The following is a 10,837-nucleotide window of genomic DNA, read 5'->3' as shown; positions in this document are numbered from 1 at the left end:
GGCTCCGCGGAGGCGGCGGCCGAAGCGGAGCAGGCGATGGCCTCACCCCGCCGCGGCGCGACCCTCTGACGCACCGATACCCGACCCATCACGTACTGACGCACCACGACCCTGCAACCGAGTGAACGACATACGAAAAGGACGTCAACATGGCTAAGAAGAGGCACCTCACCGCACTGACCGCTCTCGCCGCCGCAGCGGCCCTCACCCTCGCGGGCTGCGCGAGCGGAGGAACCGGCGGCACCGGCGGAGGCGGCGACACCGACGGCGCTCCCGGCGGGGACAAGGGCACGATCACGCTCGGGTTCCTGCCCTCCTGGACGGACGGCCTGAGCACCGCGTACCTGCTGAAGGACCAGCTCGAGAAGGTCGGCTACACCGTCGAGATGAAGACCCTGACCGAGGCCGGACCGCTCTACACGGGTCTCGCCCAGGGCGACGTCGACATCTACCCGTCGGCCTGGCCCGAGCTGACCCACAAGTCCTACATGGACAAGTACGGCAAGGACATCGAGGACCTCGGCGCCTACTACGACAACGCGAAGCTCACGATCGCGGTGCCGGAGTACTCCGAGCTGACCTCGATCGAGGACCTCAAGGGCAAGGCCGCGCAGTTCGACGGCAAGATCATCGGGATCGAGCCGGGCGCGGGCCTGACCAAGCAGACGCAGGAGTCGATGCTCCCGGAGTACGGCCTGGAGGGCGAGTACGAGCTCGTCACCTCGTCGACCGCCGCCATGCTCACGGAGCTGAAGAAGGCGACCGAGGCGCAGAAGGACATCGTCGTGACGCTGTGGCGTCCCTTCTGGGCGAACGACGCCTTCCCGGTGAAGGACCTCGAGGACCCGAAGGGCGCCATGGGCGACCCGGAGGCGCTGCACTTCCTCGCCACCAAGGGCTTCACCGAGAAGTTCCCCGAGGCCGCCGAGCTCATCGAGGGCATCGCGCTCGACGACGAGCAGTACGGCGCCCTGGAGGATCTCGTGGTCAACCAGTACGACGAGGGCCAGGAGGCCGAGGCCGTGGCCGAGTGGGTGTCGAAGTACCCGGACGCCTTCCCGACCGAGATCGCGGAGTAATCCGCGCCGCCCCTCGGCGGGGTGAGACGAGGCCCCACGCTCCCTGAGGAACGTGGGGCCTCGTCCGTCCGTGATGCGGCGTTTCGTCTCGGTGCTGCGCTCCTCGCTCAACGACGGGTGGCGGGTGGGTGTCGGTCGTTGAGCGACACTTCGACTCGCTTCGCTCGCTCAGTGCGGGTCTCCGCGAGTCGAAACGTGGGGAGGCGGCGGCCTCTCGTGAGACGCCGCCGACGTCAGGTGTCGCGGAGGCGGAGACGCAACCCCCGTTCCCGCCCCGGCACGGCGCGCGTAGCCTTCCGCCATGGACGGGTTCGCGGCCGTCGACTTCGGCCTTGCGCGCGAGGTGCTCCAGCGCGGCATCGCCGCGCTGTACCTCGTCGCGTTCCTCTCTACGCTCAACCAGTTCCGCCCGCTCCTGGGCGAACGGGGCCTGCTGCCGGCCCCCGAGCTGCTGGAGTGGATCGGGGAGCGGAAGGAGCGGGCCCGACTGCTGCGCCCGACGCTGTTCCGGTACCTCCGGTACACGGACCGGCGCCTCGTCGCCCTGTGCGTCGCGGGCATGGTCGTCTCCTCCGCGGTCGTCGCCGGTCTCCCTCAGCTCGGTCCGCCCTGGGCGCCGATGCTCTGCTTCCTCGCCTTGTGGCTGGGGTACATGTCGATCTCGTCGATCGGTCAGACCTTCTACGGCTTCGGGTGGGAGATGCTCCTGCTGGAGGCCGGGTTCCTCGCCGCGTTCCTCGGGTCGGGGGATCAGCCGCCGCCGACCGTCGTGATCGTGCTGTTCTGGTGGCTGGTGTTCCGGCTGGAGTTCGGCGCGGGGATGATCAAGATCCGCGGCGGGCGGGAGTGGCGCGATCTCACGGCGCTGATGTACCACCACGAGACCCAGCCGATGCCCGGGCCGCTCAGCCGCCAGGCGCACCTGCTGCCCGCGTGGTTCCATCGGTTCGAGGTCGTCGGGAACCACGTCGCGCAGCTCGGGGCGCCGTGGCTGCCGTTCGCGCCGATCCTCGGACTGTTCCGCGACGCGGCGCCGGCGCTCGCGAGCATCGGCGCCGTGGTCGGGATGGTCGGCGCGGGGATCGTCATCGCGACCCAGCTCTGGCTGGTGCTCACGGGGAACTTCGCGTGGCTGAACGCCGCGACGATCGTGCTCGCATGCTCCGCGATCGGGATCCCCGGTTCCGGGGGCGCGCGGGCCTGGTCCGGACCGTTCGGGGAAATCCCCGTGCCCTGGCTCGTCGTGACGGGGATCGTCGCGGCCGCGTACCTCGTGCTGTCGTGGCCGGCGCTGCGCAACCTCGCCTCACGCGACCAGCAGATGAACGCCTCGTTCACCCGCTGGCAGCTCGCCAACGCGTACGGCGCCTTCGGGTCGGTCACGAAGGTGCGCATCGAGATCGTCGTCGAGGGGACCGAGGATCCGGATCCGGAGGCCGCACGGTGGGAGGAGTACGGTTTCCGCGGCAAGCCGGGGGACGTGGCGCGGATCCCCCGGCAGTTCGCGCCGTACCACCTGCGGCTGGACTGGCTGATGTGGTTCCTGCCGCTGGGGTGGTCCCTGGAGGAGTGGTTCGGGCGGTTCCTCGGGCGGCTGCTCGAGGCCGACCCGGCGACGCTGCGACTGCTCGCCCGCGATCCGTTCGAGGGGCGGCCGCCGCGGTGGGTGCGGGCGGTGTCGTACCGGTACCGCTTCACGACGCGGGCCGAGCACCGCGCCACGGGCGACGTCTGGGTGCGGGACCGCCGTCGGGTCGTGGTCCGCCCGATCGGCCGCTGACCGGGGGTGTGCGCGTTTCGTCTCGGTGCGTCGCTCCTCGCTCAACGACCGGTGGGATGGCGGTGTTCGGTCGTTGAGCGAGCGCAGCGAGTCGAAACGTGGTGACCCGGGGGTGGGCGCGTTTCGTCTCGGTGCTGCGCTCCTCGCTCAACGACCGGGGGTCAGGCGCGGGAGCGGGCCTCCTCCAGGTAGGCGTATGCGGTCACGCGCGAGATGCCGAGGCGCTTCGCGATCGCCTCGACCGACTTGCGCATCTGTGTGGCGCCGCGCCGGTCCAGCCGCTCCAGGACGGCGATCTTGTCCTCGCGCGACATCTGCGCCACGGGGTGGCCGACCTCGGCGATGGCGTCCGTGATCATCGAGTCCATCACCGACACGAGGTCCGTGCCGAAGTGCTCTCGCGGCGCGTTCTCGTCGGCCGGGACGGCGGGCAGCAGCGCGTCCAGCAGCTGGCGGGCGTTCTTCAGCGGGCTCAGGTCCACGTTGACGCACAGCGAGGCGATGATGTCGCCGGCATCGTTGCGGAAGTACACCGAGGAGCAGCGCAGCTCTCGTCCGTCCGACGTGAAGCCGGTGTATCCGTAGGCGTCGTGATCCTTCTTCCGGTCCTTCATCACGTCGAGGCCGAGCGAGGTCGACGGGCCGCCCACCGCGCGCCCCGTGACGTGGCCGTTCTCGATCGCCACGATGGTGTGCCCGAGGTCGACGTCGGCGCCGTCGAGGTTGTGCAGCACGATCTCGACGGAGGGGCCGGCCGCTGCGGCCAGGGCGCGCATCACCGGCCGGTACACCTCGAGGACCTGCTCGGCGCTCTCGTACGTGCGTCGTTCGCCGGCGAGGGCGGCCACGGCCTCCTCCGGCGCTGTGCGTGTCGTCGTCATCGTCGCTCCCGAACCCGCATCGGTTGAACAAAAAATCTGGGTGCTGGACAGAATGTCTATCCGGCTGTTAGCTTATCCCCGCCCATCCCGAATGCGCACCCCCCCGATCCGACCGGATCGGACCCGGATCCCCTCCTCCCGCCCGCCGGGCGGATCACGCAGAGCAAGGAGGCTCGCCATGACCACCCTCGCCCCGACGCGCGGTCTGTCCCGCGTGCAGCGCCGAAACGTCGCCGGTGGCGCCATCGGCACTCTCATCGAGTACTACGACTACTACCTCTACGGCCTCGCCTCCGCGGCGGTGTTCCCCGCGGTCTTCTTCTCCGCGAACGACCCGGTGATCGCCCAGCTCTCCTCGTTCGCGACATTCGCCGTGGGCTTCTTCCTCCGTCCGATCGGCGGGATCGTCTGGGGCATCATCGGTGACCGCGTCGGACGCAAGGTCGTGCTGCTGAGCACGGTCATCGGCATGGGGGTGGCGACCGCCGGCATCGGACTGATCCCCTCGGATCAGGCGATCGGCGTCGCAGCTCCCCTCCTGCTGCTGTTCTTCCGCCTGCTGCAGGGCTTCTTCGTCGGCGGCGAGATGGGCGGGGCGGCCACGATGGTCGTCGAGAACGCGCCCACCGGCAAGCACGGGCTCTACGGCGCCTTCCTCATCAGCGGCGCCGGGATCGCGAACGTCTTCTCCGGCGGACTCATGGCCGCGCTGGGCCTGGTCCCCGGCTCGTGGTTCCTGGAGTGGGGCTGGCGCATCCCGTTCGTGCTGTCGATCGTGCTCGCGATCGTCGCCGTCATCCTGCGGCGGCACCTGGAGGAGTCCGACGAGTTCGTGCAGACCCAGACGCTGCACATCGAGACGTCGGGCAAGAAGCCGAACCCCCTCGTCGAGGTCTTCCGTCACCCGAAGAACGCCATCATGGGGATCCTCATCGGCCTGCCGCAGTCCATCGCCGGGTACGTCGTGCTGACCTACGGCCTGGCGTTCATGGTCTCCAACAAGCACCTCCCCGCATGGATGGGCTTCGCCGGGACGATGATGGTCGGTCTGCTGCAGATCGTGGTCGCCCCGCTGTGGGGCGCGATCTCGGACCGGATCGGCCGGCGCACGGTCTACATCATCGGCTGCCTCGGTTTCGCGGCGATGGTCTATCCCGCGTTCATGCTGTTCAGCACGGGGAACATGTGGCTCATCTGGCTCGGCCAGATCCTCGGGTTCGTCGTCTTCGGGGTCGCCATGCAGGCCACGCTGTCGACGATGCTGGTCGAGATGTTCGATCCGGAGGCACGCACGACCGGGGTGAACATCGGCTACCAGATGTCGAACACGCTCGGCGGCGGGCTCGCCCCGCTCATCTGCACCGCTCTGGTCGCGGCGGCGGGAGGGGCGTTCTGGCCCGTGGTGGCGTACGCCGCGGTGATCGCCGTCGTCGGCGTCATCGCGACGCTCATCGCCTCCATCCGTCCGGACGTGGAAGGCGCGGGGCGCCTGCACGAGATCGCCCCGGCCCGCCCCTCCTGAGCACCCGTGTCCCCCTCCGCTCCGTCCCCCTCCCGCCCGTCCGTGGCGCGCCCGTCCGTGGCGTCGTCCCGATCTGCACACGTCGTCCCGTTCCGCACACCGACGGACTCGACGCCTGTGCAGATCGGGACAGGCTGTGCAGATCGGGGCAGGGTGTGCGGATCGGGCGGCGGCGGGACGGATCGGGGCCCGGGTCGCGTTCGGATCGGGCCCCGGAGGGCGGACCGGGGGTCAGCCCAGCAGGCGCGCGAGCGCGGGGAGCTGGCTCTCGTCGTCCAGCGCGGACCCGACGGCCACGACCCGCACCCCGGCGTCCAGGAAGGCCCGGGCGTTCCCCGCGTCCATGCCGCCGGTGGCGACGAACCGCGCCTGCGGGAACGGCCCGCGCATCGCGGGGAACCAGTCGGCCCCGAGCAACGACGCGGGGAAGGCCTTGAGCCAGGTGAGCCCCGCACCCAGGGCCCGCTGCACCTCCGTGGCGGTCGACACGCCGGGGAGCGACGGCATCCCGGCGTCGTGGGAGGCGCGCACGACGTCGAGGTCCAGGCCCGGGCTGACGGTGAACGCGGCGCCGGCCTCCTTGGCCTGGCGCACGTGCTCGTCCGAGACGACCGTGCCCGCTCCCACCGTGAGCCCGCGCTCGCGGGCGGCCGCGGCCAGCACGCGCAGCGCCTCGACGTCGGTGGGGCTCTGCACCGGCACCTCGACGGCGGTGATCCCGAGGTCCCACGCGCGCGTGGCGGTCGCGAGCGTGCGCTCCACGCCCATGCCGCGCAGGATCGCCATCAGCGGGACGCTGCCGAAGAGGTCGTCGAATGCGGTGTTGTCGGTCATGGTCCCTGGTCCTTCCGGAGGCTTGTCGGCGGCGCCCGGCCGGCGCCGTCCGGGCAGGACAGGGCGCGCCGGCGCCGGTCCCATGATGCGACCCATGATGCGTATGGTGCAATGACCGTTGCGGCATATGCACAACCCAGGAAGAAGGCGGAAGGATGACGGAGATGGATGACGCGCGGCTGACCGCACAGGACAAGGGGCTGCCGGCGCGGGCCATCGGCATGACGGTCGAGGAGTTCCTCGCGACCGGGCCCCGCCTGGAGGAGTTCTGGACGCCGCTGGTCGTCCTGGACGACGACGCCATGCGCGCGAACGTCGAGACGATGGCCGCCTGGTGCGTCGAGCGCCGTCTGGATCTGATGCCGCACGGCAAGACGACCATGGCCCCCGAGCTGTGGGCCCGCCAGACCGACGCGGGAGCGCTCGGGATCACGCTCGCGACCATGGGGCAGGTCCGCACCGGACGCAGCCTCGGGCTGGTTTCGATCATGCTCGCCAACGCCGCGGTGGACCCGCGGTCGCTGGCCTGGCTCGCCGGCGAGCTCGCCGACCCCGGATTCCGCTTCGTCTGCTGGGCGGACTCCGTCGCCACCGTCGAGGCCATGGAGGCGCCGCTCCGCGAGGCCGGCACGCCGCGTCCCGTCGACGTCTGCGTCGAGCTCGGCGCCGCCGGCGGGCGCACAGGAGCGCGCTCGATCGAGGAGGCGCGGCGGATCGCCGAGCGGATCGCCGCCTCCGACGTCCTCCGCCTCGCCGGCGTCGCCGGCTACGAGGGCAGCCTCGCCCACGACCGGTCCGCAGCCGGGCTCGCGGCGGTGCGCGGATACCTCGAGGCCCAGCTCGACCTGCACCGGGCCCTCGCCCCGCTCTACGACGACGGGGAGCTCTACCTCACGGCGGGCGGCAGCGCGTACTTCGACCTCGTCGCCGACGTGTGGGCGGGCGCCGAGCGGGACGCACGGACGCGTTTCGTGCTGCGCTCGGGCGCGTACATCGTGCACGACGACGGCTTCTACCGCGGCATCTCCCCGTTCGACGAGGGGGCCGCGGACGCGGGCGACGGCGGCCCGCGCTTCCGCAACGCCATGCACGGGATCGCTCGCGTGGTGTCCGCGCCGGAGGCGGACCTCGTGCTCGTGGACGCCGGCAAGCGCGACCTCCCCTACGACGAGGGCCTGCCGATCCCCCGCGCCGCGGCCGCCGAGCTGGCCGGGCCCTGGAGCCCCGTCGAGGCCACGGTCTCGGCGATGAACGACCAGCACTCGTACGTGCGCGGCGCCGCCCTGCCGATCGGGTCGGTCGTCCGCTTCGGGCTCTCGCACCCGTGCACGACGTTCGACAAGTGGCGGCTCGTCCCCGTCGTCGAGTCCGCCGGATCCGACGTCGTCGTCGGGCTCGTCCGCACCTACTTCTGAGGACGACCATGTCGAGACGGACGGTGCTGCGCGGCGGCTCGGTGGTCGGGCCCGAGGGCGTGACGCGGGCCGACGTGGCCGTGGTCGGCGAGGAGATCGCGGCCGTCGGCGAGGTCCCCGCGGAGGAGGACGACGCGGTCCTGGACGCCTCGGGCCGGATCGTGCTGCCGGGCTTCGTCGACGCGCACTCGCACGCCGACGGGCGGCTGCAGGATCCGGACGTGACCACGGCGCTGCTGCGGCAGGGGGTGACGACGGTGATCGCCGGGCAGGACGGCGTCTCGTACGCGCCCGGCGACGGCGCCTACGCGACGGCCTACTTCGCCGCGATCAACGGCGCGCATCCCTCGTACCGCGGCGGCGGGATCGGGGCGTTCCTGGAGCAGGCGGACGGGTCGTCGCCGGTGAACGTCGGCTACCTGATCCCGGCGGGCACCGTCCGCTTCGAGGCCTGCGGCCGTGCGGCAGGGCCAGCGGGCCCCGAGGCCGTGCGCCGGATGGCCGCCGCGGTGGCCCAGGGCATGGCCGAGGGGGCGCTGGGCCTTTCCACCGGACTCGACTACGTCCCCGGGATCTTCCAGGACGCGGAGGAGATCGCCGCACTGTGCGCTCCCGTCGCCCGCGCGGGCGGGGTCTATGTGACCCACATGCGGGGCGGCTACGAGGCGGGCACGGCGGCGGGGCTCGCGGAGGTGGCGGAGATCGCCGACCGGACCCGCGCCGAGGTCGGCGCGCCGCTGCCCGTGCACGTGTCCCACTTCCACGCCGACGCGGACATCGTGCTGTCGCAGCTCGACGCGCTCGCCGCCTCCGGCGTGGACGCGACCTTCGACGCCTATCCCTACGTGCGCGGATGCACCCTCCTCGGCATGCCCCTGCTGCCGCCCGAGGTCGCGGCGCTCCCCGCGGACGAGGCCGTCGCGGTGCTGCGGGATCCGGTCCGGCGCGCGCAGCTGCGGGCGATCGGCGCCGCCCGCGCCGCATCCAGCCCGAGCCTCGGCCCGGACTGGCCCGACATGATCACCCTCGCGCACATCGCCGCCCCGGAGTGGCGGTGGGCGCTCGGGCTCACCCTGCGCGCGGCGGCGCGGCAGGCGGGCACCGATCCTCTGGACCTCGCGCTCGACGTGCTCGCCGCCTCCCGGATGGAGTGCAGCGCGGTCATGGCGGTCCGGCATCCGCGGCCGCGCACCGAGCTCGCGCGCATCTTCGCGCATCCCGGCCACATCGGCGGCTCGGACGGCATCTTCATCGGCGCGCACCCGCATCCGCGCGCGGCGGGCACGTTCGCGCGCTTCCTCCGGGAGTACGTCCGCGAGCTCGGCACGTGGAGCTGGGCCGACGCCGCGCACCACCTCTCCGCCCTTCCGGTCCGTCGCTTCGCCCTGGGGCGGCGCGGAGCCGTCACGCCCGGCGCCCTGGCGGATCTCGTGCTCGTGGATCCGGAGGCCGTCGCCGACACCGCCACCTACGAGGAACCGACGTCGATGGCCGTCGGCATCGACGACGTGTTCGTCGCCGGCGTTCCCGTGCTCGCCGACGGCGCGCCGACCGTCGCGCGACCGGGCCGGGGCCTGCGCCGCACCGCGGGGGAGGGCTGATCGTGTCCCAGAGCGTGACGCGCGCCGCCCGGATCCTCTCGGCCCTCGCCGCGGATCCGCAGACGGTCGCCGAACTGGCGGAGCGGTTCGACGTGCACCGCTCGACCATGTTCCGCGAGCTGCAGAGCCTCGAGGAGGTCGGCTTCGTGCGGAAGCAGGGCGACGGCCGGTACGCACTGGGGTTGCGCCTCGCCGTGCTCGGCAACGCCGCGCTCGAGCAGCTCGACCTGCGCGCGGCCGCGTATCCGCACGTCCGGCGCCTGCACCGGGCCGTGGGCAACACCGTGCACGTGGGCGCGCTGATCGGCGACGAGATCGTGTACGTCGACAAGGTCGAGGACGCCGCGGGCGTGCGGATGTACTCGCGCGTGGGCGCGGCGGTGCTGCCGTACTGCAGCGGGCTCGGCAAGGCCGTGCTCGCCGCCCTCCCCGACGACCGTCGCGACGCGGTGCTGGCGCGCGTCGAGTGGCGGCGTCACACCGCGAACACGCTCACCACCCGCGCCGCGCTGGACGAGGACCTCGCCCAGGCCGCCCGCCGCGGCTGGGCCGTGGACGACGCCGAGTTCGAGGACTTCGTGGGGTGCGTCGCCGTGCCCATCGTCGTGCCCGCCGGCGTGGTCGGGGCGGTGTCGGTCACCGCGCTGCGCGCGACCGAGCCGCTGTCCCGGCTGGAGACGCGGGTGCCGATGCTGCGGGAGACCGCGGCGGAGATCGCCCGCGCGCTCGGATGACCTCAACCGATAGGAAGGAACAAAGAGATGCCTCAGACCGGATACTACGCGGAGGGCGCCCCGACGCCCGCCGGCCCGTACAGCCACGGCGTGGTCGCGAACGGCTTCCTGTACACCGCCGGCTTCGGCCCGCAGGACCCGGCCAACGACCACGCGATCGCGGACAACGTCGCCGACCAGACCCGGCAGGTGCTCCGCAACATCCAGACCGTGCTGGCCGTGCACGGCCTGACCATGGATGACGTCGTGAAGTCGACCGTGCACCTGGCGGACCTCGCCGACTTCGCCGAGTTCAACACCGCCTACGAGGAGTTCTTCACCGCGCCGTACCCCGTGCGCACCACGGTGGGCTCGCAGCTGGCGAACATCCTCGTCGAGATCGACGTCGTCGCGGCCTTCCCCCAGGCGTAGGCTCCGCGCGTTTCGTCTCGTCGCTGCGCTCCTCGCTCAACGACCGGTGGGGGTGCCCCGTTCCCGGTCGTTGAGCGAGCGCAGCGAGTCGAAACGCGGTGACCCGGGGTGGATCCGTTCCCGGTCGTTGAGCGACACTTCGACTCGCTGCGCTCGCTCAGTGCGGGTCTCCGCGAGTTGAAACGCGGTGACCCGGGCTGGGTCCGTTTCGTCTCGTCGCTGCGCTCCTCGGTCAACGACCGGGGGTGGCGCGGCGTTCGGTCGTTGAGCGAGCGCAGCGAGTCGAAACGCGGTGACCCGGGCTGGGTCCGTTTCGTCTCGTCGCTGCGCTCCTCGCTCAACGACCGTGGGGGTATCCTGTACCGGGGAAGGGTACTCATGCGCACGCGGATCGGGACGCCGGGGGCGATCGTCCTCGTCCTCTCCCTGCTCTGCGGCCTGTTCGGGATGCACGTCCTCGGCCTCCACGGCGTGGGGTCGCACGGACCCGCCACCGCGGCCTCCGCGCCGACCGCCCATGCGCCCGCTCCCGACCACACATCCGCCGCACCCGCCGCACCCGCCAATCCCGCCGCATCTG

The 10,837-nt window shown here is 72.0% G+C and carries 10 protein-coding genes; 8 read left to right on the top strand and 2 right to left on the bottom strand.

Annotated elements, in window-relative coordinates:
• The first annotated feature begins 149 nt into the window (after positions 1-149).
• Positions 150-1,079, top strand: coding sequence for a glycine betaine ABC transporter substrate-binding protein (locus MR1_RS17160; protein WP_067249810.1), 930 nt, complete (start codon positions 150-152; stop codon positions 1,077-1,079).
• 301 nt (positions 1,080-1,380) lie between these two features.
• A complete protein-coding gene (locus tag MR1_RS17155) occupies positions 1,381-2,859 on the top strand; it encodes a lipase maturation factor family protein (RefSeq protein ID WP_067249807.1) in 1,479 nt (492 codons plus the stop codon).
• A 161-nt stretch (positions 2,860-3,020) separates the two neighbouring features.
• Here MR1_RS17155 and MR1_RS17150 read toward each other — a convergent pair whose 3' ends face one another.
• Positions 3,021-3,740, bottom strand: coding sequence for a helix-turn-helix transcriptional regulator (locus MR1_RS17150; protein WP_084344861.1), 720 nt, complete (start codon positions 3,738-3,740; stop codon positions 3,021-3,023).
• A gap of 178 nt (positions 3,741-3,918) precedes the next feature.
• Between MR1_RS17150 and MR1_RS17145 the strand changes: the two genes are divergently transcribed.
• Positions 3,919-5,262 carry an MFS transporter gene (locus MR1_RS17145; RefSeq protein ID WP_067249801.1) on the top strand — a complete coding sequence of 448 codons (1,344 nt, stop codon included), beginning with the start codon at positions 3,919-3,921 and terminating at the stop codon, positions 5,260-5,262.
• A 231-nt stretch (positions 5,263-5,493) separates the two neighbouring features.
• On the opposite strand, the gene MR1_RS17140 is transcribed toward MR1_RS17145, so the two are convergent.
• The gene (locus MR1_RS17140) at positions 5,494-6,096 is read right to left on the bottom strand and encodes a bifunctional 4-hydroxy-2-oxoglutarate aldolase/2-dehydro-3-deoxy-phosphogluconate aldolase (RefSeq protein WP_067249798.1); all 603 of its coding nucleotides are present in this window, start codon (positions 6,094-6,096) and stop codon (positions 5,494-5,496) included.
• A gap of 155 nt (positions 6,097-6,251) precedes the next feature.
• Here MR1_RS17140 and MR1_RS17135 point away from each other — a divergent pair, with 155 nt between their 5' ends.
• The 5 genes from MR1_RS17135 to MR1_RS17115 all read left to right on the top strand — a co-directional run.
• On the top strand, positions 6,252-7,511 hold the full coding sequence (locus MR1_RS17135) for a type III PLP-dependent enzyme domain-containing protein (protein WP_067249795.1): 1,260 nt from the start codon (positions 6,252-6,254) through the stop codon (positions 7,509-7,511).
• An 8-nt stretch (positions 7,512-7,519) separates the two neighbouring features.
• Positions 7,520-9,112, top strand: a complete 1,593-nt coding sequence (locus MR1_RS17130; protein ID WP_067249793.1) for an N-acyl-D-amino-acid deacylase family protein — start codon at positions 7,520-7,522, stop codon at positions 9,110-9,112.
• Between the two features lie 2 nt (positions 9,113-9,114).
• Entirely contained in the window at positions 9,115-9,846 is a 732-nt protein-coding gene (locus MR1_RS17125; protein WP_067249790.1) for an IclR family transcriptional regulator, read from the top strand.
• A 27-nt stretch (positions 9,847-9,873) separates the two neighbouring features.
• Complete coding sequence (locus tag MR1_RS17120) at positions 9,874-10,257, top strand: RidA family protein (protein ID WP_067249788.1); 384 nt, start codon at positions 9,874-9,876, stop codon at positions 10,255-10,257.
• Between the two features lie 378 nt (positions 10,258-10,635).
• The coding region (locus MR1_RS17115; protein WP_217996248.1) for a hypothetical protein at positions 10,636-10,837 on the top strand (202 nt) is incomplete at its 3' end.

The organism is Microbacterium resistens NBRC 103078 (assembly GCF_001552355.1).
GTDB classification, from domain to species: Bacteria; Actinomycetota; Actinomycetes; order Actinomycetales; family Microbacteriaceae; genus Microbacterium; species Microbacterium resistens.
This window is presented reverse-complemented; position numbering and strand designations above follow the sequence as displayed.

Bases quoted from the DNA above. Each gene is read 5' to 3' on its own strand.
- MR1_RS17155 (WP_067249807.1), top strand. From the start codon at position 1,381: ATGGACGGGTTCGCGGCCGTCGACTTCGGCCTTGCGCGCGAGGTGCTC.
- MR1_RS17135 (WP_067249795.1), top strand. From the start codon at position 6,252: ATGACGGAGATGGATGACGCGCGGCTGACCGCACAGGACAAGGGGCTG.
- MR1_RS17145 (WP_067249801.1), top strand. From the start codon at position 3,919: ATGACCACCCTCGCCCCGACGCGCGGTCTGTCCCGCGTGCAGCGCCGA.
- MR1_RS17160 (WP_067249810.1), top strand. From the start codon at position 150: ATGGCTAAGAAGAGGCACCTCACCGCACTGACCGCTCTCGCCGCCGCA.
- MR1_RS17130 (WP_067249793.1), top strand. From the start codon at position 7,520: ATGTCGAGACGGACGGTGCTGCGCGGCGGCTCGGTGGTCGGGCCCGAG.
- MR1_RS17120 (WP_067249788.1), top strand. From the start codon at position 9,874: ATGCCTCAGACCGGATACTACGCGGAGGGCGCCCCGACGCCCGCCGGC.
- MR1_RS17150 (WP_084344861.1), bottom strand. From the start codon at position 3,740: ATGACGACGACACGCACAGCGCCGGAGGAGGCCGTGGCCGCCCTCGCC.
- MR1_RS17140 (WP_067249798.1), bottom strand. From the start codon at position 6,096: ATGACCGACAACACCGCATTCGACGACCTCTTCGGCAGCGTCCCGCTG.